24 protein-coding genes are annotated in these 22,706 nt (G+C 67.9%); 19 read left to right on the top strand and 5 right to left on the bottom strand.

Going from position 1 to position 22,706, the window contains the following annotated elements; genetic code table 11:
* The first annotated feature begins 142 nt into the window (after positions 1-142).
* Complete coding sequence (locus BLT45_RS03925) at positions 143-1,639, top strand: peptide MFS transporter (protein WP_093295435.1); 1,497 nt, start codon at positions 143-145, stop codon at positions 1,637-1,639.
* Between the two features lie 82 nt (positions 1,640-1,721).
* Here the strand turns inward: BLT45_RS03925 and BLT45_RS03930 are convergent, their stop codons facing one another.
* Positions 1,722-2,195, bottom strand: a complete 474-nt coding sequence (locus BLT45_RS03930) for a MarR family winged helix-turn-helix transcriptional regulator (protein ID WP_093295438.1) — start codon at positions 2,193-2,195, stop codon at positions 1,722-1,724.
* Positions 2,196-2,271: 76 nt separating this feature from the next.
* Here BLT45_RS03930 and hppD point away from each other — a divergent pair, with 76 nt between their 5' ends.
* Entirely contained in the window at positions 2,272-3,369 is a 1,098-nt protein-coding gene (gene hppD, locus BLT45_RS03935) for a 4-hydroxyphenylpyruvate dioxygenase (protein ID WP_093295440.1), read from the top strand.
* 28 nt (positions 3,370-3,397) lie between these two features.
* Positions 3,398-4,696, top strand: a complete 1,299-nt coding sequence (gene hmgA, locus BLT45_RS03940; RefSeq protein ID WP_093295442.1) for a homogentisate 1,2-dioxygenase — start codon at positions 3,398-3,400, stop codon at positions 4,694-4,696.
* A 6-nt stretch (positions 4,697-4,702) separates the two neighbouring features.
* Here hmgA and BLT45_RS03945 read toward each other — a convergent pair whose 3' ends face one another.
* Entirely contained in the window at positions 4,703-5,248 is a 546-nt protein-coding gene (locus BLT45_RS03945) for a hypothetical protein (protein ID WP_093295445.1), read from the bottom strand.
* Between the two features lie 124 nt (positions 5,249-5,372).
* On the opposite strand from BLT45_RS03945, the gene BLT45_RS03950 reads away from it, so the two are divergent.
* The 9 genes from BLT45_RS03950 (at position 5,373) to BLT45_RS03990 (ending at position 13,944) form a co-directional block, all read left to right on the top strand.
* Positions 5,373-5,996 (top strand): lectin, encoded by a 624-nt coding sequence (locus BLT45_RS03950; RefSeq protein WP_139187912.1) that lies wholly within the window; start codon positions 5,373-5,375, stop codon positions 5,994-5,996.
* A 51-nt stretch (positions 5,997-6,047) separates the two neighbouring features.
* On the top strand, positions 6,048-6,998 hold the full coding sequence (locus tag BLT45_RS03955) for a calcium/sodium antiporter (RefSeq protein WP_093295448.1): 951 nt from the start codon (positions 6,048-6,050) through the stop codon (positions 6,996-6,998).
* Positions 6,999-7,085: 87 nt separating this feature from the next.
* Positions 7,086-9,917, top strand: coding sequence for a monovalent cation/H+ antiporter subunit A (locus tag BLT45_RS03960; RefSeq protein ID WP_093295451.1), 2,832 nt, complete (start codon positions 7,086-7,088; stop codon positions 9,915-9,917).
* 16 nt (positions 9,918-9,933) lie between these two features.
* Positions 9,934-10,356 carry a Na+/H+ antiporter subunit C gene (locus BLT45_RS03965; protein WP_093295454.1) on the top strand — a complete coding sequence of 141 codons (423 nt, stop codon included), beginning with the start codon at positions 9,934-9,936 and terminating at the stop codon, positions 10,354-10,356.
* On the top strand, positions 10,353-11,918 hold the full coding sequence (locus BLT45_RS03970; RefSeq protein WP_093295457.1) for a monovalent cation/H+ antiporter subunit D: 1,566 nt from the start codon (positions 10,353-10,355) through the stop codon (positions 11,916-11,918). Before BLT45_RS03965 ends, BLT45_RS03970 begins: the two co-directional genes overlap by 4 nt.
* A gap of 2 nt (positions 11,919-11,920) precedes the next feature.
* Positions 11,921-12,421, top strand: coding sequence for a Na+/H+ antiporter subunit E (locus tag BLT45_RS03975; RefSeq protein ID WP_093295460.1), 501 nt, complete (start codon positions 11,921-11,923; stop codon positions 12,419-12,421).
* The gene (locus BLT45_RS03980; RefSeq protein WP_093295463.1) at positions 12,418-12,702 is read left to right on the top strand and encodes a K+/H+ antiporter subunit F; all 285 of its coding nucleotides are present in this window, start codon (positions 12,418-12,420) and stop codon (positions 12,700-12,702) included. Before BLT45_RS03975 ends, BLT45_RS03980 begins: the two co-directional genes overlap by 4 nt.
* Positions 12,699-13,070 (top strand): Na+/H+ antiporter subunit G, encoded by a 372-nt coding sequence (locus BLT45_RS03985; protein WP_093295466.1) that lies wholly within the window; start codon positions 12,699-12,701, stop codon positions 13,068-13,070. The genes BLT45_RS03980 and BLT45_RS03985 overlap by 4 nt, the downstream gene beginning before the upstream one ends.
* The gene (locus BLT45_RS03990) at positions 13,036-13,944 is read left to right on the top strand and encodes an NAD-dependent epimerase/dehydratase family protein (protein WP_093295469.1); all 909 of its coding nucleotides are present in this window, start codon (positions 13,036-13,038) and stop codon (positions 13,942-13,944) included. Before BLT45_RS03985 ends, BLT45_RS03990 begins: the two co-directional genes overlap by 35 nt.
* A gap of 4 nt (positions 13,945-13,948) precedes the next feature.
* On the opposite strand, the gene BLT45_RS03995 is transcribed toward BLT45_RS03990, so the two are convergent.
* The 3 genes from BLT45_RS03995 to BLT45_RS04005 all read right to left on the bottom strand — a co-directional run bounded on the left by BLT45_RS03995 (position 13,949) and on the right by BLT45_RS04005 (position 15,873).
* Positions 13,949-14,428, bottom strand: a complete 480-nt coding sequence (locus tag BLT45_RS03995) for an Mpo1 family 2-hydroxy fatty acid dioxygenase (protein WP_093295472.1) — start codon at positions 14,426-14,428, stop codon at positions 13,949-13,951.
* Between the two features lie 90 nt (positions 14,429-14,518).
* On the bottom strand, positions 14,519-14,851 hold the full coding sequence (locus tag BLT45_RS04000; RefSeq protein ID WP_093295475.1) for an SMR family transporter: 333 nt from the start codon (positions 14,849-14,851) through the stop codon (positions 14,519-14,521).
* A 95-nt stretch (positions 14,852-14,946) separates the two neighbouring features.
* The gene (locus BLT45_RS04005; protein WP_175455716.1) at positions 14,947-15,873 is read right to left on the bottom strand and encodes a phosphoribosylaminoimidazolesuccinocarboxamide synthase; all 927 of its coding nucleotides are present in this window, start codon (positions 15,871-15,873) and stop codon (positions 14,947-14,949) included.
* Between the two features lie 198 nt (positions 15,874-16,071).
* On the opposite strand from BLT45_RS04005, the gene BLT45_RS04010 reads away from it, so the two are divergent.
* From BLT45_RS04010 to trpD, 7 genes are all read left to right on the top strand, one after another.
* Entirely contained in the window at positions 16,072-16,401 is a 330-nt protein-coding gene (locus BLT45_RS04010; RefSeq protein WP_093295482.1) for a J domain-containing protein, read from the top strand.
* An 8-nt stretch (positions 16,402-16,409) separates the two neighbouring features.
* On the top strand, positions 16,410-17,087 hold the full coding sequence (gene rpe / locus BLT45_RS04015) for a ribulose-phosphate 3-epimerase (RefSeq protein WP_093295486.1): 678 nt from the start codon (positions 16,410-16,412) through the stop codon (positions 17,085-17,087).
* Between the two features lie 279 nt (positions 17,088-17,366).
* Complete coding sequence (yegS, locus tag BLT45_RS04020; RefSeq protein ID WP_093295489.1) at positions 17,367-18,293, top strand: lipid kinase YegS; 927 nt, start codon at positions 17,367-17,369, stop codon at positions 18,291-18,293.
* A gap of 157 nt (positions 18,294-18,450) precedes the next feature.
* Positions 18,451-19,923: an anthranilate synthase component I gene (gene trpE / locus BLT45_RS04025; protein ID WP_093295492.1), complete on the top strand. Its 1,473-nt coding sequence runs from the start codon at positions 18,451-18,453 to the stop codon at positions 19,921-19,923.
* Positions 19,923-21,014: a threonine aldolase family protein gene (locus BLT45_RS04030; protein WP_093295495.1), complete on the top strand. Its 1,092-nt coding sequence runs from the start codon at positions 19,923-19,925 to the stop codon at positions 21,012-21,014. Before trpE ends, BLT45_RS04030 begins: the two co-directional genes overlap by 1 nt.
* A gap of 3 nt (positions 21,015-21,017) precedes the next feature.
* Positions 21,018-21,596: an anthranilate synthase component II gene (locus BLT45_RS04035; protein ID WP_093295497.1), complete on the top strand. Its 579-nt coding sequence runs from the start codon at positions 21,018-21,020 to the stop codon at positions 21,594-21,596.
* A gap of 65 nt (positions 21,597-21,661) precedes the next feature.
* Positions 21,662-22,705 (top strand): anthranilate phosphoribosyltransferase, encoded by a 1,044-nt coding sequence (gene trpD, locus BLT45_RS04040; RefSeq protein WP_093295499.1) that lies wholly within the window; start codon positions 21,662-21,664, stop codon positions 22,703-22,705.
* The last annotated feature ends 1 nt before the right edge of the window (position 22,706 follow it).

Raw genomic sequence — 22,706 nt, forward strand, 5'->3', positions numbered from 1 at the left:
CTGAACAGGGCAAACAGCCGTTACACCACCGGTGTTTCAGCGATTTGACGTGCGCCGGCCGGGTCGGTGATCCTCGCCCGTCCCCCGCGCTCGTTGCAGGGGAAACCGAAATCCTGAACCACTTTTTCTAGGGGGAGCCCGCATGAGCGGAGCCGTCAATACGCAACCGGGGCACGTTCCCGACTACGCCCAGGTCATGGGCCATCCGCGTCCGTTGTGGATGCTCTTCATGACCGAGTTCTGGGAACGCTTCGCGTTCTACGGCATCCGCTGGGCGCTGGTGCTCTACATCGTGGCCCAGTTCTACCAGGGCAGCGGCACCGGCGAAGCGCCCGCCAACCAGGTCTACGGCGCCTACCTGGCGCTGGTCTACGCCGCGGCCATCTTCGGTGGCTACGTGGCCGACCGGGTGATCGGTTACCAGCGCTCGATCCTGCTCGGCGCCATCATCATGGCGGCAGGCCTCTTCATGATCGCGGTGCCGAGCGAGAACATCTTCAAGCTCGGCCTCGCCACGATCATCGTGGGCAACGGCCTGTTCAAGCCGAACATCTCCACGATGGTGGGCAAGCTGTACACCACCGGCGACGAGCGCCGTGACTCCGGTTTCACCCTGTTCTACATGGGCATCAACCTGGGCGCGATGATCTCGCCGATCCTGACCGGCTGGCTGGCCGACAAGGTGTTCGGCAGCGAAGTGATGCCGGCCTACAAGGTGGTCTTCATCACCTCCGGCATCGGCATGCTGATCAGCCTGGTGTGGTTCTGGTTCGGCCGCGCGCAGCTGAAGGGCGTGGGCACGCCGCCGGAAGGTTCGGGTGGCGGTCGCGTGATCGCCACCGCCATCGGCGCACTGGCCGCCATCCCGGCCTTCTATTTCCTGCTGGCGCTGGACAGCAAGGTCCTGCAGGTGCCGCTGACCCTCCTGTTCATCGCCCTGGGCGTGCTGCTGCTGGTGGAGGGCATCCGCAACGGGCCCAAGCAGCGCGACATGGTCATCGCGATGCTGATCATCTTCACGTTCAACATCATCTTCTGGTGCTTCTTCGAGCAGGCCGGCAGTTCGTTCAACTTCCTGGCCCAGAACATCGTCAACCGCACCTTCGGCGACTGGACGTTCCCCGTCGGCTGGTTCCAGTCGGTCAACTCGGTGGCCATCATCACGCTGGCGCCGGTGCTGGCGTGGCTGTGGGTGAAGATGGGCAAGGCCAATCCGTCGATCCCGCGCAAGTTCGGCCTGGGCCTGATCTTCAACGGCCTGGCCTTCCTGCTGCTGATGTTCGCCCTGTCCAGTCTGGTGGACCCGCAGACGCTGAAGATCCCGTTCTGGACGCTGTTCATGGTGTACGTCATCCAGTCCGTCGGTGAGCTGTGCCTGTCGCCGATCGGCCTGTCGATGGTGACCAAGCTGGCCCCGCTTCGCCTGGTCGGCTTCGGCATGGGCGGCTGGTTCCTGTCCACCGGCATCGGCAACAACCTGTCGGGCATCTTTGCGGCGCACGTCAGCGGCGAGCGCGGCATGAACGTGGCGTCGGCGTTGGACGGCTACACCTTCGGGTTCTGGGCGCTGGTGATCCCGGGCGTGCTGCTGTTCGTCATCGCGCCGCTGATCCAGAAACTGATGCACGGCGTGAAGTGACCATCTGGCGTCCCGGCATTCGCCGGATGCCAACGAAAAACGGCGGCCATTGGCCGCCGTTTTTTTTCACGGAAGAAGGGCCTCAGCCCTCGATGCGCCTGACGCCTTCGCCGGCCAGCTTGTCGATCAGCTGATCCAGCATTGCGCGTTCCTCGGCGGTCAGCGGCTCCAGCATGCGCTGGTGGTATTCGATGACCATCGGCGCGACCTCGTCGTAGACCCGGAACCCCTCGTCGGTCAGTGCCAGCACCGAGCGGCGGCGGTCGTCGCCGTGGATCTCGCGCTGGATCAGGGCCCGCTCCAGCAGGCGGGCCACCGCCCGGCTGACCGCGACCTTGTCCATCGCGGTCCGGTTGGCGACCTCGCCGGCCGACAGGCCCGGGAAGCGTCCGAGCACGGCCATGACCCGCCATTCGGTGATGGCCAGGCCGAAACGGCGGTGGTATTCGCGGGAAATCGCCCCGCTGATGCGGTTGGAGAGCACACTCAACCGGTAGGAAAACAGGCGGTCGAGGTCGAAATCGGCGTGGATGGCGGGGCTGGCTGGCTGGCTCATGCTGCGCTGCTACTTGTGGGTGGTTTCAGCTGAAACTATATTGGAGCGTATTCCGGCAAGCCTAGCGAGGTGCCCCATGCACGCACAACCCAATACCGGCATGAAGCCGACCACGTTCGACAACCCGATGGGCATCGACGGGTTCGAGTTCGTGGAGTTCGCCGCGCCCGCCGGACAGGCCCACCATCTGCACGACTACTTCCGCAAGCTGGGCTTCGTCCAGGTCGCGCGCCACAAGACGCGCCCGATCAGCACCTACCGCCAGGGCGACTGCACCTTCCTGATCAACGAAGATCCGGACTCCTTCGCCGCGCGCTTCGCCGCCCAGCACGGCCCCAGCGCGTGCGGCTTCGCGATCCGCGTCAACAAGCTGGCCGAATGGGCGCGCATGCAGGCGCTGAAGAACGGCGCCAAATCGTTCGATGCCGCGGACGAGCTGACCAAGGCCGTCGCCGCGCCGGTGATCAAGGGCATCGGCGACTGCATGCTCTACATCGTCGATCGCTACGACACCGAAGGCACCATCCACGACCCGGACTACGAGTACCTGCCGGGCGTGGAGCTGATGCCGAAGGGCTTCGGACTGACCTTCATCGATCACCTGACCCACAACCTCTACCACGGCAACATGGCCAAGTGGGCGGACTACTACGAGCGGCTGTTCAACTTCCGCGAGATCCGCTACTTCGACATCAAGGGCGCCAAGACCGGCCTGCTGTCCAAGGCGATGACCGCGCCGGACGGCATGGTGCGCATCCCGCTCAACGAGTCCAGCGACCCGAAGAGCCAGATCAACGAATACCTCGATGCCTACAAGGGCGAGGGCATCCAGCACATCGCCTGCTTCACCGACGACATCTACACCACGGTGGAGCAGATGCGTGCGGCCGGCGTGGAGTTCCTCGACACGCCTGACACCTACTTCGACGTGATCGACCAGCGCATCCCGGACCATGGCGAGGACGTCGCGCGCCTGACGCGCAACAAGATCCTGATCGACGCCGATCCGGAAACCAAGCAGCGCAAGCTGCTGCAGATCTTCACCCAGAACGCACTGGGCCCGATCTTCTTCGAGATCATCCAGCGCAAGGGCAACGAAGGCTTCGGCGAAGGCAACTTCCAGGCGCTGTTCGAAAGCATCGAACGCGACCAGATGCGCCGCGGCGTGCTGTAATCCGTTTCCACCCACAGGCCTCCGCCGCATGAGCGCATCCGCCTACCTGACCGGCTTCGGCAACCACTTCGCCAGCGAGGCGGTCGCCGGCACGCTGCCGGAAGGCCGCAACTCGCCGCAGCGGGTCGCCCACGGGTTGTACGCGGAGCAGCTCAGCGGCACGGCGTTCACCGCGCCGCGGGCGGAGAACCGCCGCAGCTGGCTGTACCGCATCCGCCCGGCGGCGATGCATGGCACCTTCGCGCCTTACGCGCAGCATCGCCTGCACAGCGACTTCAGCGCCGGTCCGGTGTCGCCGGACCAGATGCGCTGGTCGCCGCTGCCGATGCCGGGGACGCCGACCGATTTCGTCGATGGCCTGTACACGATGGCCGGCAACGGCACGCCCGAGGCGCAGCACGGCGTGGGCATCCACCTGTATGCGGCGAACCGCTCGATGCAGGGCCGCTACCTCTACGACGCCGACGGCGAGCTGCTGATCGTCCCGCAGCAGGGACGCCTGCGCCTGGCCACCGAGTTCGGCGTGATCGACCTCGAACCGCAGCAGATCGCGGTGATTCCGCGCGGCGTGCGCTTCCTGGTCGAACTGCCCGACGGCGAAGCGCGCGGTTATGTCTGCGAGAATTTCGGTGCGCCGCTTCGCCTGCCGGACCTCGGGCCGATCGGCTCGAACGGGCTGGCCAATCCGCGCGATTTCGAAACACCGGTCGCCGCTTACGAAGACGTGGAAGGTGGGTTCGAACTGATCGCCAAGTTCCAGGGCCACCTGTGGCGAGCGGACATTGGCCACTCGCCGCTGGACGTGGTGGGCTGGCACGGCAACTACGCGCCGTATCGCTACGACCTGCGCCGCTTCAACACGATCGGCTCGATCAGCTTCGACCATCCGGACCCGTCGATCTTCCTGGTGCTCACTTCGCCCAGCGATACGCCGGGCGTGGGCAACATGGACTTCGTGATCTTCCCGCCGCGTTGGCTGGTGGCGCAGGACACGTTCCGTCCGCCGTGGTTCCACCGCAACATCGCCAGCGAGTTCATGGGCCTGATCCACGGCGTGTACGACGCCAAGGCGGAAGGCTTCGCGCCGGGTGGCGCCTCGCTGCACAACTGCATGACCGGGCATGGGCCTGACGCGGCGACGTTCGAGAAGGCGTCGCAGGCGGACCTCTCCAAGCCGGACGTCATCGCCGGCACGATGGCCTTCATGTTCGAGACGCGGGCGGTGATCCGTCCCACCCGCCAGGCGGTCGAAGCCCTGCACCGGCAGCGCGATTACCAGGCCTGTTGGGCCGGTCTGCGCAAGCACTTCGCGCCGCCGCAGGGCTGAGCGGCGCTACGGCAGGGCGAGCGCGTCGTCCTGCGTTCCCAGTCGCGCGTGGAACGGCGGCATGTCGTCAAGCGGCAGCGCTTCCAGCAGGCGCTCGCGGATCCGCTGGGCCAGGGTCGCGGCGACCCGGCTTTCCAGGAACCGCAGCGCGGCCGCGAGTGCATCGAGCATCGCGTCGTCGTCGAGGCGCGACTGCAGTCGATCACGATGTCGGCGCGCCTCCGCGTCGCGATGCAGTTCGAGCATGCCCGACAGATAGACGCGGGCGGCCACCCGGGAACGACGGGGTCCCGCAGGGGTGGCCGGCATGGCGACCGCTGTCGCGGAGCCGGTCGCGACGACGGTCGCCGACGTCGAGGACGAGCCGGTCAGGTATCCGTCGCGCACCAGGCGCTGGATCAGCAGCGGCGCGTCCTGGCCCAGCAACTGCACCAGGTCCTCGAGGCCGCGCTGGCCATCGCAGAGGATCAGCGCCCGACGCTCGCGCATGCCCAGCGTGCCGCCGTGGGCCTGGAGCGTGGTGCGGGCGAGATCGGTCTTGGACGGGCGCATGCGTGAGCCGGAAGGGGCCGCGCGCAGCCTAGTGCCCAGCGATGAAGTGCGGATGACAGACGGGCGTTCGCGGTGACTTAACGCGTAAACGTTAGTCTTCAGGTTTGTGCATAGGAGAGAGCCGATGAAGTCGATGCTGCCGATCGTGATGGTCGCTGCCCTGTTGTCCGCCTGCCAGCGCGAGGAGGCGCCGGCCCCGGCCGATGCGGAGCCGTTGACCACGGCAGCGAGCACGCCGGTGGCCGAGACGCCCGCACCGGTGCCGGCCGTCGACGACACGGCGGCGCCCGCCGGCCCGGTCAGCCAGGCGAGCTTCCTCGGCTACGGCGACATGAAGCTGGGCAGCACCGTGGAAGAAGCCCGCGCGGCCTGGGGCGGCGAATTGAACGGCGCACCGATGGAAGGCACCAGCTGCCACTACCTCTGGCCGAAGTGGATCAGCCGTCCGGCCGAGTTCGCCTTCATGATGGAAGAAGGCAAGTTCGTCCGCTACGACGTGGGCATCGACAAGGAAACCGCACCGGGCGGCGGCAAGGTCGGCATGAGCGTGGAGGAGCTGCAGAAGCTCTACGGCGGGGCGCTGAAGGCCACGCCGCACAAGTACGTGCAGGGCGGCCAGTACCTGGCCATCGACGCCGGCGACGTGGCGCCGACCAAGCTGATCTTCGAAGCCGATGCGGCCGGCAAGGTCACCTCCTGGCGCGTGGGCCTGTCGCCGCAGGTGGAATACGTCGAAGGCTGTTCCTGAGGAAGCGGGGCGGCATAGAATCCCCGCAATCCACGAGGGGAGTGCGGGGCCATGATGGAAGCCTGGGGATACTTCGCGCTGGGCCTGGTGCTGCTGGCGCTGGGCGGTGATTCCATCGTCAAGGGCGCCTCGGGACTGGCGCAGCGCTTCGGCGCCTCGCCCTTCGTCGCCGGCCTGGTGCTGATCGCCTTCGGCACCTCGCTGCCGGAACTCGCGGTCAACGCGCGTGCGATGTGGGTGGGTTCGCAGGAGCTCGCCCTCGGCAATGCCGTGGGCAGCAACATCGTCAATCTCGGCCTGACCCTGGGCCTGGCCGCGGTGGTCGCGCCCGTGGTGATCCGCATGCGCCTGCTGTCGCCGCTGCTGGTGTTGCTCGCGGTCGCCACGCTGGCGCTGATCGTGTTCGGGCTCGATGGCGTGGTCAGTCGCGTCGAAGGCATGGCGCTGTTGCTGGGCTTCGTCGCGATGCTGGCGTTCCTGTTGGCCCGCGCACCGCGCGAGGACGCCGCGGTGCGCGCCGAGATCGAAGCCTTCGCGAGCACGCGCACCGATCTGTGGATGAACCTGCTGCGTTTCGTTGTGGCGGTGGCGCTGCTGTACTACGGCGCCCGCTACATGGTGCAGGGCGCGCCCGTGATCGGTGCGCACTGGGGCCTGTCGCCGCTGCTGACCGGCCTGCTGCCGGTGGCCATCGGCACGGCGCTGCCCGAGATCGCTGCCGCGGCGATGGCCGCGCGCCGCGGGCAGGGCGACATGGTGGCGGGACACGTGATCGGCTCCAGCCTGTTCAACCTGCTGGTGGTGGTCGGCGGCATGGCGGCGTTCCGCCCGCTGCCGCTGCCGGAATCCTTCGTCCGCTTCGAACTGCCCGCGGCCATCGCGTTCGTCATCGTGCTGTACCCGATGCTGCGCGGCGACCTGCGGGTGAGTCGCGTGGAAGGCGGATTGCTGCTGGCGGCCTTCATCGGCTGGCTGGTGCTGGAGATCGCACTGCTCGCCTGAACCGCGGGTCAGGCAGGGCGTGACGGGTTTGTTAAACTCGGGCGGATTGCTCGTGAATGACGCATTCCCTGCAACGCAAGGCGGTTGATGATCCCTTTTCTTGAAATCCTGCTGGCGCTGCCGTTCGTGCTCGCGCTGGTGGTGGCGCTGGCGCGCGGCCTTCCGCGCGGCGCGACCGCATGGCTGGCGGGGCTCGCACCGCTGCTGGGCCTTGTGCTGCTGGCGTGGATGACACCCAGCGTGCTGCAGGGTTGGAACCTGCGCGCAGAACACGCCTGGCTGCCGCAGATCGGGTTGGATTTCACCCTGCGCCTGGATGGCCTGGCCTGGATGTTCGCCGGCCTGGTGCTGGCGATCGGCGCGCTGGTGGTGATCTACGCGCGCTACTACCTCAGCGAGAAGGACAGCGCGCCGCGCTTCTTCGCCAGCCTGCTGCTCTTCATGGGCTCGATGCTGGGCGTGGTATTGGCCGGCAATCTGCTGTTGCTGGTGGTGTTCTGGGAACTGACCAGCATCAGTTCGTTCCTGCTGATCGGTTTCTGGTCGCATCGCCAGGATGCGCGCGAAGGCGCGCGCATGGCGCTGGCGATCACCGGCGCGGGTGGACTGGCCTTGCTCGGCGGCGTGCTGCTGATCGGGCGCATCGTCGGCAGCTACGATCTGGACGTGGTGCTCGCCTCGGGCGACCTGATCCGCGGCAGCGCGCTTTACCCGTGGGCGCTCGCGCTGGTGCTGGCCGGCGTGTTCACCAAGAGCGCGCAGTTCCCGCTGCATTTCTGGCTGCCGCATGCGATGGCCGCGCCCACGCCGGTGTCGGCGTATCTGCATTCGGCCACGATGGTGAAGGCGGGCGTGTTCCTGCTGGCGCGGTTGCATCCGGCGCTCGCGGGCACCGACCTGTTCTTCTACGTGGTCACCACGGTCGGCGCGCTGACGCTGCTCGTCGGTGCCTGGCTCGCGATCTTCCAGCATGACCTCAAGGGCCTGCTGGCGTACTCCACCATCTCGCACCTGGGCCTGATCACGCTGCTGTTCGGCATCTCCACCCCCATGGCGGTGGTGGCCGGCGTGTTCCATATCCTCAACCACGCCACGTTCAAGGCGTCGCTGTTCATGGCGGCCGGCATCATCGACCACGAGACCGGCACGCGCGACATGCGCAGGCTGGGCAACCTGCGGCGTTCCATGCCCTGGACCAGCGCCCTGGCGATCGTCGCCTCGCTGGCCATGGCGGGCATCCCGCTGCTCAACGGTTTCCTGTCCAAGGAAATGTTCTTCGCCGAAGCGATCGACATCGGCGGGCACCGCGAGATGCGCGATGCGATCGCGGTGGCCGCGCTGCTGTACGGCGTCTTCGGCGTGGCCTACAGCCTGCGCTTCGTCTACGAGACCTTCTTCGGCCACGGACCGCGCGCGCTGGACACCACCCCGCACGAGCCGCCGCGCTGGATGAAGATTCCGGTGGAAGTGCTGGTGGTGCTGTGCGTGGCGGTCGGCATGTTCCCGGCCTTCACCGTGGCGCCGGTGTTGAAGGCGGGCGCGGGTGCGATCCTCGGCCCGTCGCTGCCGGAGTACAGCCTGTCGGTCTGGCACGGCGTCAACACGCCGCTGCTGATGAGCCTGGCCGGCATCGCCGGTGGCGTCCTGCTGTACTTCGGCCTGCGACGCCTGTTCGACCTGCACGCGATCGTGCGGCGCTCGCTGGGGCGCAACGTGTTCCGCTGGAACATGGAAGCCCTGTACGCGCTGGCGGGACGCTTCACCTCGCGCCTCGCCAACGGAAGCCTGCAGCGCAGCCTGCTGTTCCTGGTACTGGCCGCGCTGGCGGCGGGCGTAGCGCCCTTCATCACCGGCGTGTCGCCGCCGTTGGCCTGGCGCGCGCCGCAACCGATGCCGCTGCTGGGTTGGCTGCTATGGCTGGTGCTGGTCGTATGTGCGGTCTACACGATCCGCCTGTACCGGCAGCGCCTGCTTGCCGTCATCGTGCTGGGCGGCGCCGGCCTGGTGGTCAGCCTCACCTTCGTGTTCCTCTCCGCGCCGGACCTCGCGCTGACCCAGTTGATGGTCGAGATGGTCAGCCTGGCGCTGCTGTTGCTGGGCATGCACTACCTGCCGCCGCGTTCGCCGCCCGAGCGTACGCCGCGGCGTCGCCTGCGTGACATCGTCGTATCACTCGCGGCGGGCCTGGGCGTGGGCCTGCTGGCCTACGCCGTGATGACGCGCCCTGTGGACACGATCAGCGGCGAGATGCTGGCGCGCTCGTTGCCGGAAGCCTACGGCAGTAACGTGGTGAACGTGATCCTGGTGGACTTCCGAGGCTTCGATACCTTCGGCGAGATCACCGTGTTCGGCATCGCCGCGCTGATCGTGCACGCGCTGCTGCGTCGCGCGCGGATGGCGCCGGAGAAGGTGATGTCCGGTCCGCCGATCCAGCTGCCGGTGCCCGCCGACCTTGCACAGATCATGTTCCCGCTGACGCTGACGGTCTCGGTGTTCCTGTTCCTGCGCGGACACAACGCACCGGGCGGCGGCTTCATCGCCGGCCTGGTGCTGGCCGTGCCGCTGCTGGTGCAGTACGTCATCCAGGGCGCGGCATCGGTCGAATCGCGCTTCGGCTTCGACTACGTGAAGTGCATCGGCGTCGGCCTGATCGTGGCGGGCATCAGCGGCGTGGCCTCGATGGGTTTCGGCGTGCCGTTCCTGACCAGCGGGCACCTCGATCTCGACCTGCCGCTGATCGGCACGGTGCCGCTGGCCAGTGCGATCGGTTTCGACACCGGCGTGTACCTGGTGGTGTTCGGCGGCGCCATGCTGATCCTGTCGATGCTCGGCACGATCAAGCCCTCCCGCACGCGCATCTCGCACCTGGGCGTGATGGAGCCCGGCGACCGATCCACCCGCACCGGAGACATGCGCTGATGAGGGCTGCACCGTAATGGAGCTGGCGATGGCGAGCGCGATCGGCATCCTGACCGCGGCGGGCGTGTACCTGCTGCTGCGCGCGCGCAGCTTCGACGTCATCCTCGGGCTGACACTGCTGTCGTACGCGACCAACCTGCTGATCTTTTCCGGCGGCCGCCTCGTGCCCGGCAAGCCGCCCGTGCTGCGCGACGGCGTGCCGACCGACCTGGTGCATTACACCGATCCGCTGCCGCAGGCGCTGGTGCTGACCGCCATCGTGATCGCCTTCGCGATGACGGCGGTGACCGTGGTGCTGGCGATCCGCAGCCGCGGCGACAACGACAGCGACCACGTCGACGGCCGCAGGGCGGAGCGCGAGTTCCTGGCGGCCGAACAGCGTCGCCACGAGGAAGCACGCGAACTGGCGAAGGCCGAGGACCCGGAGGGCGGCGCATGAGCCACCTGCCCATCCTCCCGGTCCTGATCCCGCTGTTCGCCGCGTCGATCGCGCTGTTCTTCGAGCATCGCCGCTTCGGCATGGTGCCGCAGCGGATCGTGGCCTGGTTGTCGGTGGCCGCGATGCTGGGCGTGTCCGGCATGCTGGTCGCGCAGGCGGCCACCGGCCAGGTCCAGGTCTACCTGCTCGGCGACTGGCCGGCGCGGTTGGGCATCGTGCTGATGGTCGACCGCCTGTCCGCGCTGATGGTGCTGGTGGGCCTGCTGCTCGGTGCGGCGTGCCTGCTGCACGCCTGCGCGGGCTGGGACCGGCGTGCGCCGCACTTCCACGCATTCTTCCAGTTCCAGCTGATGGGCCTGAACGGCGCGTTCCTGACCGGCGACATCTTCAACCTGTTCGTGTTCTTCGAGGTGCTGCTGATCTCGTCGTACGGGTTGATGCTCAGTGGCGGCCGCGGCGAGCGCCTGCGCGCGGGCCTGCACTACGTGACGTTCAACATCGCGGCGTCGACGCTGTTCCTGATCGCGCTGGGCCTGCTGTACGGCCTGCTGGGTTCGCTGAACATGGCGGAGCTGTCGGCGCGGGTGTCGCAGCTGCCGGCCGGAGACGTGGCGCTGGTGCAGGCCGCCGCCGGCCTGCTGTTCGTGGTCTTCTGCGCGAAGGCTGCGCTGTTGCCGATGTATTTCTGGTTGCCGGAAACCTACACGCACGCGCCGGCGGCGGTCGCCGGCCTGTTCGCCATCATGACCAAGGTGGGCCTCTACGCGGTATTGCGGCTGGGCACGCTGAGTTTCGGCGCGGCCGGGCCGCTGGACGGCTTCGCGTGGCCGGCGCTGCTGGCGCTCGGTGCCGCCACGCTGGTGCTCGCCGCGCTCGGCGTGTTGGCGGCCAACCGGCTGCGCGCATTGGCGGCCTATCTCGTGCTGGGCTCGGCCGCGACGCTGTTCGTCGCGTTCTCGCTGCATACCGCGGGCACCGTCAGCGCGGGGCTGTACTACCTCGTGCACAGCAGTTTCGCCGGCGCGGCGCTGTTCCTGCTGGCAGACGTGATCCGCCGCCGCCGCGGCCGCGCGGGGGACCGCAAGGACGTCATCGCCGCGCTGCCGCGCAAGACCGTGCCGGGCCTGTTGTTCCTGGTCGCGGCGGTGTCGCTGGCGGGCCTGCCGCCGCTGTCGGGCTTCATCGGCAAGCTGCTGTTGCTCGGCGCCGTGCCGGAGGGCCCGCGCACCTTCTGGGTCTGGCTGCTGGTGCTCGGCACCAGCTTCCTGATGCTGGTGGGTCTGGCGCGCGCCGGCACGCGCCTGTTCTGGCGCACCGAACCGTGGCCGGATGCCAGTGCGGAAACACGTGCGGCGTTCACGCCTGCCGGCGACCTGGCGCACGCGCCTTCGCGACCGCTCGAGACCGCGGCCATCGTGCTGCTGCTGGGCTATGGGGTGGCGCTGGTGCTGGCGGCCTCGCCGCTGCTCGACTACACCCGGGCCACCGCCGCGCAACTGCAGTCGCCTGGCGACTATGTGCGGCAGGTGCGTGCTGCGCTGCCCACCCTGAGGGAGCCCTGAGCATGGTCGCGATCTGGCGCAAGCGCTGGCTGCCGTCGCTGCCGCTGAGCGCGACGGTGTTCTGCTTCTGGCTGCTGATGAACGACGATATCAGCGTAGGCCAGGTGGTGATGGCCCTGGTACTGGCCCTGGTGATCCCGGTCTTCGCTGCTAGGCTGGACCGTGAGTTCGCGCGGATCGGCCGCTTGCGCAGCGTGCCGCGCATGCTGGGCGTGCTGCTGCTGGACATCGTGCAGGCCAATGTCACCGTCGCCCTTCAGGTGCTGGGCCCGGAGCGCAAGATCACGCCCGGTTTCATCTGGGTGCCGCTGGACATCGGGAACATCCACGGCATCGCGGCATTGACCAGCATCATCACGCTGACGCCGGGCACGGTATCGTCGGCGCTGTCGGACGACCGCCGCCATCTGCTGGTGCATGTCCTCAACCTGGAGGATGCCGACGAGGTGATCCGGCAGATCAAGACGCGCTACGAAGCGCCGCTGATGGAGATCTTCCCATGACCCCGCAGAGCCTGGTGATGTACGCCGTGGTGGGTGCGATGCATGTCGTCGGCATCGCCATGCTGCTGGCGTTGTTCCGGTTGGCGCGCGGGCCGAGCGTGCCCGACCGCATCCTCGCGCTCGACACGCTCTTCGTCGCCGCCATCGCGCAGCTGATGCTGTTCGGCATGTACCTGGGCACGGCGGTGTACTTCGAAGCGGCGTTGATCATCGCGATGCTGGGTTTCGTCGGCACGGTGGTGCTGAGCAAGTACGTGCTGCGCCGGGACATCGTCGAATGAGCTGGGTTTTCGCCATCCTGCTGGTGCTGCTGCTGGCCGTGGGCAGCTTCTTCATCCTCGTGGGCTCCTTCAGCCTGGTGAAGCTGTCGGAGTTCTTCAAGCGCCTGCACGGGCCGACCAAGGCCAGCACGCTGGGCGTGGGCTGCGTGCTGATCGCATCGATCGGCTACCACGCGCTGTCGGGCACGGACCCGCAGCCGCGCGAATTGTTGATCACGGCCTTCCTCTTCATCACCGCGCCGATCAGCGCGCACCTGATGGCGAAGGCCGCGCTGTCGCTGCACATGGCCGAGCGCCCACCGATGCCGGGCGGCGAACCGCCGGAACCCATCGATGCGATCGACGAAGGCGCTCGCCCGGATGCCTGACGTGGCGCCGCGCACGGCGTTGGTGTTCGGTGCCAGCGGCCAGATCGGGGCGGCCTTGCTGGCGCGACTGGCGGGCGGGGGCTGGCAGGTGTTGGCGGTATCGCGCACGCCGCGCGCGCCGTCCGTCGGGGTGACCTGGCTGAAGGGCGAATTCGGCAACATCGAAGGTTTGCCGGCTGCGGTGGATGCCATCTTCAGCGCCGGACCGCTGGACGCCTTCTCGCGGTGGTACACGCAAGGATCCGTCGGAACGTCGCGCGTGGTGGCGTTCGGCTCCACCAGCCTGGATACCAAGCAGGCCTCCGGCGACGCCCACGAGCGCGACATCGTTGCGCGGCTGCAGGCGGCGGAGCATGCCGTGTTCGAGACCGCATCCGCACGCGGTGCCGCCGCGACCCTGCTGCGCCCCACGCTGGTCTATGGCGCAGGACGGGACCAGACCCTGGCGCGCATCGCCGCGATGGCGCGGCGCACGGGTTTCTTCGTCCTGCCACGCGGCGCGACGGGGCGACGCCAACCGGTGCACGTCGACGATCTGGCGCACGCGGCGATGGCGGTGGTGGACGCGACGGCCTCGCACGGCCGCGCGTACGCGTTGCCCGGCGGCGAAACGCTGGCCTATCGCGACATGGTGGCGCGCACGCTGGCAGGGCTGTCGCCACCGGCAAGGCTGTGGGAGCTGCCGATGCCGCTGTTCCGCACGCTGCTGGGCGTCGCGCGGGCGGCGGGGGCGATGCGCGGGCTTAGCGACGACGCGGTGGCCCGCATGCGCGAGGATCTGGTCTTCGATGCGGCGCCGGCATGCCGCGACTTCGGCTATGCGCCGCGCGCGTTCGTGGTCGACGCGCGCGCGCTGGGCGAAAACGGCCGCTGACGGCTCAGTACTTCCAGCCCATCTTCCGGTAGAACTTGCTGAGCACCCATACCGGCCCGATCAGCAGGTAGGTGAGGTCGGTCAGGAAACTCGGCTTCTTGCCTTCGATCTTGTGGCCGATGAACTGGGCGATCCACGCGACTACGAATACGGTCACCGCGAGGAAGAACAGGTTCTTCAGCCCCAGCAGGCTCTCCAGCCAGCGGGTCAGCCAGGCCATCGCGATGAAGATCGCCAGCATGCCGAAGCCCAGCGGGCGCGACAGCTTGTAGTAGTACATCCACGCGCCGAACATGGCCAGCGCCGCCCACATGCCGGACTTCACCCAGGTGCCGAACACCGGGATGCACCACAGCAGGGCGACCACCGTCCACAGGATCATGGGCACGGCGAAGACGTGGATCAGCTGGTTGGTCTCGTTGACGTGGTCGCCGGAGTAACTGGCGAACCAGCGGTCCACCGGACGTTGCGCGGTCGCGTTCATGCATCCCTCCCGAGGATGGCAATGCGGCAGGGTATGGAGCATACCCCAGCCCGGCAGGCGATGCCGGGCCGGCGGTCAGGTGTCGAGGAATCAGTGCGCCGCGGCTTTGGAGAACAGCTGGATCACCAGCACCCCGGCGACGATCAGGCCCATCCCGATCATCGCCGGCAGATCCAGCGGCTGCTTCAGCACCACCCAGCCGATCAGCGCGATCAGCACGATGCCCGCGCCCGACCAGATGGCGTAGGCCACGCCGACGGGCACCGTCTTGAGGGTCAGCGACAGGAAGTAGAACGCCACGCCGTAACCGGCGGCGACCAGCAGCGACGGGCCCGTCCGGGTGAAGCCCTCGGAGGCTTTCAGGGCGCTGGTGGCGATGACCTCGGCGGCGATGGCCAGGGCGAGATAGACGTAGGCGTTCATGCGCGTGCACCCGATGACAGGGTGGCCAGCCTACTGCACGCAACGCTGAATCCCGGCTTGCCCTGCATCGTCGCGATGCAGGGCGGGGATGCAGGTCAGTCGACGAGGATGCCGGCGAGCTTCTGCAGCGCTTCGGCGTACTTCGCGCGCGTGCGCTCGATGACTTCGGCCGGCAGCGACGGGCCGGGCGCGGTCTTGTTCCAGTCCAGCGTTTCCAGGTAGTCGCGCACGAACTGCTTGTCGTAGCTGGGCGGGCTGGTGCCGACCTCGTACTGGTCCGCAGGCCAGTAGCGCGAGGAATCCGGCGTCAGCATCTCGTCCATGATGTAGAGCCGCCCGTCTTCGTCCGTACCGAACTCGAACTTGGTGTCGGCCAACAGGATGCCGCGCTCGGCCGCGAAATCGGCAGCGAAGCGGTAGATGCGCAGCGTGGCGTCGCGCACGCGCTCGGCCAGTTCGGCGCCGACGGTCTTCACCATGGCGTCGAAGTCGATGTTCTCGTCGTGGTCGCCGACGGCGGCCTTGGTCGACGGGGTGAAGATCGGCTCGGCCAGCTTCTCGGCCTGGCGCAGGCCGTCGGGCAGTTCGATGCCACTGACCTTGCCGGTGCGCTGGTAATCCTTCCAGCCGCTGCCGATCAGGTAGCCGCGTGCGATGGCTTCCACCGGCACGGGCTTGAGCTTCTTCGTCACCACCGCGCGCTTGGCGTACAGCGAGGCGTCCACGCCGGCGGGCAGCACCGAGGCGACGTCGATGCCGGTCAGGTGGTTGGGCATCAGGTGCGCCGTCTTGGCGAACCAGAAGTTCGAGATCTGGCAGAGCATTTCGCCCTTGCCGGGAATCGGGTCGGGCAGCACCACGTCGAACGCGGAAAGGCGATCGGTGGCCACCATCAACAAACAGTCGCCGGCCGGAGCATCGGCAGGCAGGCGGTCGCGGGGCAGGTCGAACACGTCGCGGACCTTGCCGCGGTGGCGCAGGGTGAGGCCGGGCAGATCGGATTGGAGCAACGTCGTGGGCACAAACACTCCTTCGGGAGTCCGGAAACCAGCGAGGCATACAGCGTCGTGGGGGCGTGCGGCAGGCCGTGCGCCCGTGCCCCGGGGCGGCCGTCTACCCGCGGGTGGCGGGGCCGGGTACCGGACCGGGCCGCGTAGTGTACGGCGCTTGGGGCCCGTATGTGCCGTAAAATGGCGCGATTGCCGGAGAAGGCGGGCCGAATGAAGCGCTGGTACGGAAAACTGCTGGGATTCGTGGCCGGTTGGCTGCTGATGCGCCATCCGTTGGGCGGCCTGGTGGGCCTGATCATCGGCCATGCCTTCGACGAGGACTGGTTCAAGCTCAGCCGCGACAACCCGTACCGCGTGTTCGACCTGACCAGCGACGCCAGCGATGCCGAAGTCGACCAGGCCTATCGCCGGCTGATCTCGCAGTACCACCCCGACAAGATGGCCGGCGCCGCAGACGACCTGCGCCGCCAGGCCGAACAGAAAGCCGGCGAGATCAACGCCGCCTACGACCGCATCAAGACCCTGCGCAAGCGCAAGTGAGCCCCTCCATGTCGAACTGCATCATCGCCCCGTCCATCCTGTCCGCGAACTTCGCCCGCCTGGGCGAGGAAGTCGACAACGTGCTGAAGGCCGGCGCCGACTGGGTGCACTTCGACGTGATGGACAACCACTACGTACCCAACCTGACCATCGGCCCGATGGTGTGCAGCGCACTGCGCAAGCATGGCGTCACCGCGCCGATCGACGTGCACCTGATGGTGGAGCCGGTGGACCGGATCGTGCCGGATTTCGCCGAGGCCGGCGCCAGCATCATCAGCTTCCACCCGGAAGCGTCGAAGCACGTGCACCGCACGATCCAGCTGATCAAGTCGCTCGGTTGCAAGGCCGGCCTGGTGCTCAACCCGGGTACGCCGGTGGAGGTGCTGGACTGGGTGCTGCCGGAGCTCGACCTGGTGCTGCTGATGTCGGTGAACCCGGGCTTCGGCGGCCAGGCGTTCATCCCGTCGGCGCTGGACAAGCTGCGCGCGGTGCGCGCGATGATCGACAAGACCGGCAAGGACATCCGCCTGGAAATCGACGGCGGCGTGAAGGCCGACAACATCGGCCAGATCGCGGCGGCCGGTGCGGACGCCTTCGTCGCTGGTTCGGCGATCTTCAATGCACCGGACTACAAGGACGTGATCGAGCGCATGCGCGCTGCGGTCGCCGAAGCGCGCGGCGCCTGAAAAAGCAGAAGGGCGATGGCCTGCGCCACCGCCCCGGAAAAATTGGAGGCTGATCCTGCCTCCGCCCGTCGTCCCTGCTATGGCCTTCCACGTTACGGATCATCTGTGACGGGAAGATGACGGCGCCCCCGGCTCGGGCTCTTGTGGGAGCGACGCGAGTCGCGAGTTTTCCCGCCAGCCAGCGCGATCCCAATACCGGGAAGGGCGGGAAGATGTTCGCGACTCACGTCGCTCCCACACCCGCACCCGCTATCCTCGCGCATCCCCAAGGAAACTCCCATGTCCGCACCCCGCTGGCGCCTGATCCTCAATGGAAAATCCGCCGGCGACGACGCCCTGCGCGAGGCCGTGGGCACGATGCGCGAGGCGGGCATCGCGTTGGACGTGCGCGTCACCTGGGAAGACGGCGATGCCGAGCGCTATGTCGCCGAGGCCATCGCCGATGGCGTGGACACGGTGATCGCGGCCGGCGGCGACGGCACTTTGAGCGAAGTGGCGACCACGCTGGCGCATCGGGATGAAGCCGCCGAGGCGCTGCCCTCGCTGGGTCTGCTTCCCATGGGGACCGCGAACGATTTCGCCACGGCGGCCGGCATTCCCGAAGACCCACTGCCCGCCCTGCAGTTGGTTCGCGACGCGGCCGCCGTGCCGCTCGACCTGCTGCGCATCGACGCCGACGACGGCACCCACTGGTGCGCGAACCTGGCCAGCGGCGGCTTCGGCACCGAGGTGACCGTGGAAACGGATGAGGGCCTGAAAAAGATGCTCGGCGGTCTGGCATACCTGATCACAGGCATCGCCAAGCTCGGGCGCATCGAACCCGTGCGCGCCCGGGTGCGTGGCCCGGCGTTCGAGTGGGAAGGCGATTTCATCGCCCTCGGTCTCGGCAACGGGCGGCAGGCCGGCGGCGGCCAGGCCTTGTGCCCGGACGCGTGGGTCGACGACGGACAGCTGGACCTGACCATCGTCCCCGAGCTGTCGGGCGAGGTCGCCGCGACCGTCGGCACGCTGGTCAAGGACGGCAAGCACGCCGCCCTGGACCGGGTGGCCGTGCGGACGCGATTGACCTCGGTGGAACTGACCGCCGAGGCGCCGTTCACGCTCAATCTGGACGGCGAACCGGTGCAGTCGCGGCGCTTCCGCGTGGACTGCGTGCCGGGCCGGGTCCGCATGCACCTGCCGGCCGATTGCCCCTTGCGGAGGTAGGTCCGCGCCGGCTGGCCGGTGGGGCCGGGCATCGGGTAGAGTAGAGCGGTGTCCCACCCCACGCGCCCGCTTTCCAAACTTTCCGCACGCCGCAGCTGGCGATGGTGGCCCGTAGCCGTCGCCCGCCCCGCCACCGCGTCCCGGAAGGAAAGCCCGCTTGATCTCGCACGACCAGTTCCAGCAGTTCGCTGCTGAAGGCCACAGCCGCATCCCCGTTGTCCGTGAAGTGCTGTCCGACCTGGACACGCCGCTTTCGGTCTACCTGAAACTCGCCGACGCGCCGCATACCTACCTGTTCGAGTCGGTGGAAGGCGGCGAGCGTTTCGGCCGCTATTCCATCATCGGCCTGCCCGTGCGCCGCGTGGCCACCTTTCGGGGCCACACCTTGCAGGTCCACGACCATGGCGACCTGGTCGAGACGCGCGACGTCGCCGACCCTTTCGCCGAAGTCGAAGCGCTGCGTGCCGCCTACAGGGTGCCGAAGCTCGAAGGTCTGCCCGGGTTCACCGGCGGCCTGGTCGGCTGGTTCGGCTTCGAATGCATCGGTTACATCGAACCGCGGCTGGCGACCGGCGAGAAGCCCGATGAACTCGGCACGCCCGATATCCTGCTGATGCTGTCGGAAGAGGTCGCGGTCTTCGACAATCTCAAGGGCCGGCTTTACCTGATCGTGCACGCCGATCCGCGCGAGCCCGACGCGTGGGACGCGGCGCAGGCACGGCTGGACGCGTTGACCGCCAAGCTGCGCCAGCCCGGTTCGTACCCCACGCCGATCACCCGCGACGTGCTGGACGAAAGCCACTTCGTCTCCGGTTTCACCCACGACGGTTTCATCGCCGCGGTCGAGCAGTCGAAGGAATACATCCGCGCCGGCGATATCTTCCAGGTGGTGCTCAGCCAGCGGCTGAGCGTGCCATTCAATGCGCGTCCGGTGGACGTCTATCGCGCGCTGCGCGCGCTGAATCCGTCGCCGTACATGTACTTCCTTGATGTCGGGGATGTGCAGGTGGTGGGTTCCTCGCCGGAAATCCTCGTGCGACTGGAGCAGGGCGAGGTCACGGTCCGCCCGATCGCCGGCACGCGCCCGCGCGGCAAGACCCACGACGAGGATCTGGCGCTGGAAGCCGAGCTGCTGGCCGATCCCAAGGAGCGCGCCGAGCACCTGATGCTGATCGATCTGGGTCGCAACGATACCGGTCGCGTGTCGGAAGCCGGCACCGTGCAGGTCGGCGAGCAGTTCGTCATCGAACGCTACAGCCACGTCATGCACATCGTCAGCGAAGTCACGGGCAAACTGCTGCCCGGCCTGAGCTACGCCGACGTGCTGCGCGCGACGTTCCCGGCAGGCACCGTCAGCGGCGCGCCGAAGATCCGTGCACTGGAAGTGATCCGCGAGCTGGAGCCGATCAAGCGCAATGTCTATGCCGGCAGCATCGGCTACATCGGCTGGCACGGCGACGCCGACACCGCCATCGCCATCCGTACCGCCGTCATCAAGGACGGCCGACTGCACGTGCAGGCCGGTGCCGGCATCGTCTACGACTCTGACCCCGAGAAGGAATGGGACGAGACGATGAACAAGGGCCGCGCCCTGTTCCGCGCGGTCGCCGAAGCGGCGAAGGGGTTGTGATGGAGGTCGCGACCGACAACGCCAGGATCAGCCTGCGCAACGACTACAGCGAGGGCGCGCATCCGCGCCTGCTGCAGGCCCTGGCCGTGGCGAGCGCCGAAGTCAATCGCGGTTACGGTCTCGACGTCCACAGCGCCCGCGCTGCCGCGCTGATCCGCGACCGCCTGGGTCGCGACGCCGACATCCATTTTCTCGCCGGCGGCACCCAGACCAATCTCGTTGCCCTGGCCGCATTCCTGCGTCCCCACGAAGCGGTGATCGCGCCGGCCAGCGGCCATATCGCCACGCACGAAACCGGTGCCATCGAGGCCAGCGGCCACAAGGTGCTGACGGTCGCCACGCCGGACGGCAAGCTGAGCCCGGCGCTGGTCGGGCCCTGCGTGGACGGTCACGCCGGCGAACACATGGTGAAGCCGCGAGTGGTCTACATCTCCAATTCCACCGAATGGGGTACAGTCTACAGCGCGGCGGAACTGCAGGCGCTGGGCGTGTTCTGCCGCGACCGCGACCTGCTGCTCTACGTCGATGGCGCGCGGCTTGCATCAGCGCTGACGACGCCGGGCAATGACGTGGATCTGGCGCTGCTGTCGACCGAGGCCGACGCGTTCTACATCGGCGGCACCAAGAACGGCGCGCTGCTGGGCGAAGCCCTGGTGATCGTGAACCCCATGCTGCGCGCCGACTTCCGCCACATCATCAAGCAGCGCGGCGCAATGCTGGCCAAGGGCATGGCGGTCGGCGCGCAGTTCGAGGCGCTGTTCGAAGACGGGCTGTACTTCGTGCTGGCGACGCACGCGAATGCCATGGCCGACCGGTTGCGGGAGATCCTGCACCAGGCCGGCGTGCCGCTGGCCGTCGACTCGCCCAGCAACCAGGTGTTCCCGGTGCTGCCGGACGCGGTGGTCGAGCGCCTGCAGCAGTACGTCGAGTTCGAAACCTGGGAGCGGCGTGGCGATGGCAGCACGGTGATCCGGCTGATGACGTCGTGGGCGACGCCGGAGTCCGACATCGAAGCGTTCGCCGCGACCTTTTCCTCGCTTTATCCGGCAAGTCCGGCCGCGACGGCCGCCCCGCAGGCACAAGGAGCCTGAGCGATGCTGTTGATGATCGACAACTACGACAGCTTCACCTACAACCTCGTGCAGTACCTGCAGTCGCTGGGCGCCGAGGTGAAGGTGGTGCGCAATGATGCGATGACGGTGGACGAGATCGCGAAGCTCGCGCCCGAGCGCATCGTCATTTCGCCTGGCCCATGCACCCCGAACGAGGCCGGCGTCTCGCTGGAGATCATCGAGCGGCTGGGCGCCACCACGCCGATCCTCGGCGTGTGCCTGGGCCACCAGAGTCTCGGGCAGGCGTACGGCGGCAACGTCATCCGCGCGGGCCGCATCATGCATGGCAAGACGTCGCGCATCCGCCATGAGGGCAAGGGCGTCTTTGCCGGGTTGCCGGATGCCTACGAGGCCACGCGCTACCACTCGCTGGTGGTGGAGCGCAGCAGCCTGCCGGACGCACTGGAAGTCACCGCCTGGACCGAGAACGAGGACGGCAGCTTCGAGGAGATCATGGGGCTGCGCCATCGCCAGTTCCCGGTGGAAGGCGTGCAGTTCCACCCGGAGTCGATCCTGACCGAGCATGGGCACGCCCTGCTGAAGAACTTTCTCGAACGATGACGTAGGGCGGGCCTTGGCCCGCCATCGTCACGCCGGTGGGCCAAGGCCCACCCTACGGAGCCTCCATGCCACTGACCCCTCAAGAAGCCCTGCAGCGCACCATCGAGCACCGCGAGATCTTCCACGACGAGATGGTGGACCTGATGCGCCAGATCATGCGCGGCGACGTGTCGCCGACGATGACGGCGGCCATCCTGACCGGGTTGCGCGTGAAGAAGGAGACCGTCGGCGAGATCGCCGGCGCCGCCACCGTGATGCGCGAGTTCTCGCGTACCGTCGACGTCCCGGACCGCGCGCATCTGGTCGATATCGTCGGAACGGGGGGCGACGGCTCCCACACGTTCAACATCTCCACCTGTTCGATGTTCGTGGCGGCCGCCGCAGGCGCCAAGATCGCCAAGCACGGCAACCGCAGCGTGTCGTCGAAGTCGGGTAGCGCCGACGTGCTGGAGGCGCTTGGCGTGAACATCGAGCTGCAGCCCGACCAGGTCGCGCAATCGATCGCAAAGGCCGGCATCGGTTTCATGTACGCGCCCGTCCACCATCCCGCCATGAAGGTCGTCGCCCCGGTGCGACGCGAGATGGGCGTGCGCACCATCTTCAACATCCTGGGCCCGCTGACCAATCCTGCCGGTGCGCCCAGCATCCTGATGGGCGTCTTCCACCCGGATCTGGTCGGCATCCAGGCGCGCGTGCTGCAGGAACTGGGCGCCGAGCGTGCGCTCGTGGTCTGGGGCCGCGACGGGATGGATGAGCTGTCGCTCGGTGCAGGCACGCTCGTCGGCGAACTGCGCGACGGCCAGGTGCGCGAGTACGAACTGCACCCGGAGGACTTCGGCATCGCCATGGCCGCCAGCCGCAACCTGCGCGTAGGCGATGCGGCCGAGTCGAAGGCGATGCTGCTGGGCGTGCTCGACAACCGGCCCGGACCGGCGCGCGAGATCGTCGTGCTCAACGCCGGCGCGGCGCTGTACGTGGCCGGCGTGGCGGAGAGCATCGAGGCCGGCATCGCCGCCTCGCGCGAAGCGATCGCCAGCGGCAAGGCCCTGGAACGGCTTCAGCATTTCGTCGCCACGACCCAGGCGCTGGCAAAACAGGGAGTGCACTGAC

Source organism: Pseudoxanthomonas sp. CF385, assembly GCF_900104255.1.
In the GTDB taxonomy this organism is placed as follows: Bacteria; Pseudomonadota; Gammaproteobacteria; order Xanthomonadales; family Xanthomonadaceae; genus Pseudoxanthomonas_A.

Bases quoted from the DNA above. Each gene is read 5' to 3' on its own strand.
- BLT45_RS03985 (WP_093295466.1), top strand. From the start codon at position 12,699: ATGAGCTGGGTTTTCGCCATCCTGCTGGTGCTGCTGCTGGCCGTGGGC.
- BLT45_RS04030 (WP_093295495.1), top strand. From the start codon at position 19,923: ATGGAGGTCGCGACCGACAACGCCAGGATCAGCCTGCGCAACGACTAC.
- BLT45_RS03960 (WP_093295451.1), top strand. From the start codon at position 7,086: ATGATCCCTTTTCTTGAAATCCTGCTGGCGCTGCCGTTCGTGCTCGCG.
- BLT45_RS03990 (WP_093295469.1), top strand. From the start codon at position 13,036: ATGCGATCGACGAAGGCGCTCGCCCGGATGCCTGACGTGGCGCCGCGC.
- BLT45_RS03950 (WP_139187912.1), top strand. From the start codon at position 5,373: ATGAAGTCGATGCTGCCGATCGTGATGGTCGCTGCCCTGTTGTCCGCC.
- hppD (WP_093295440.1), top strand. From the start codon at position 2,272: ATGCACGCACAACCCAATACCGGCATGAAGCCGACCACGTTCGACAAC.
- yegS (WP_093295489.1), top strand. From the start codon at position 17,367: ATGTCCGCACCCCGCTGGCGCCTGATCCTCAATGGAAAATCCGCCGGC.
- BLT45_RS03945 (WP_093295445.1), bottom strand. From the start codon at position 5,248: ATGCGCCCGTCCAAGACCGATCTCGCCCGCACCACGCTCCAGGCCCAC.
- BLT45_RS03980 (WP_093295463.1), top strand. From the start codon at position 12,418: ATGACCCCGCAGAGCCTGGTGATGTACGCCGTGGTGGGTGCGATGCAT.
- BLT45_RS04000 (WP_093295475.1), bottom strand. From the start codon at position 14,851: ATGAACGCCTACGTCTATCTCGCCCTGGCCATCGCCGCCGAGGTCATC.
- BLT45_RS03975 (WP_093295460.1), top strand. From the start codon at position 11,921: ATGGTCGCGATCTGGCGCAAGCGCTGGCTGCCGTCGCTGCCGCTGAGC.
- BLT45_RS03925 (WP_093295435.1), top strand. From the start codon at position 143: ATGAGCGGAGCCGTCAATACGCAACCGGGGCACGTTCCCGACTACGCC.
- BLT45_RS03955 (WP_093295448.1), top strand. From the start codon at position 6,048: ATGATGGAAGCCTGGGGATACTTCGCGCTGGGCCTGGTGCTGCTGGCG.
- BLT45_RS04010 (WP_093295482.1), top strand. From the start codon at position 16,072: ATGAAGCGCTGGTACGGAAAACTGCTGGGATTCGTGGCCGGTTGGCTG.
- BLT45_RS03965 (WP_093295454.1), top strand. From the start codon at position 9,934: ATGGAGCTGGCGATGGCGAGCGCGATCGGCATCCTGACCGCGGCGGGC.
- BLT45_RS04035 (WP_093295497.1), top strand. From the start codon at position 21,018: ATGCTGTTGATGATCGACAACTACGACAGCTTCACCTACAACCTCGTG.
- BLT45_RS03930 (WP_093295438.1), bottom strand. From the start codon at position 2,195: ATGAGCCAGCCAGCCAGCCCCGCCATCCACGCCGATTTCGACCTCGAC.
- BLT45_RS03995 (WP_093295472.1), bottom strand. From the start codon at position 14,428: ATGAACGCGACCGCGCAACGTCCGGTGGACCGCTGGTTCGCCAGTTAC.
- BLT45_RS03970 (WP_093295457.1), top strand. From the start codon at position 10,353: ATGAGCCACCTGCCCATCCTCCCGGTCCTGATCCCGCTGTTCGCCGCG.
- rpe (WP_093295486.1), top strand. From the start codon at position 16,410: ATGTCGAACTGCATCATCGCCCCGTCCATCCTGTCCGCGAACTTCGCC.
- hmgA (WP_093295442.1), top strand. From the start codon at position 3,398: ATGAGCGCATCCGCCTACCTGACCGGCTTCGGCAACCACTTCGCCAGC.
- trpD (WP_093295499.1), top strand. From the start codon at position 21,662: ATGCCACTGACCCCTCAAGAAGCCCTGCAGCGCACCATCGAGCACCGC.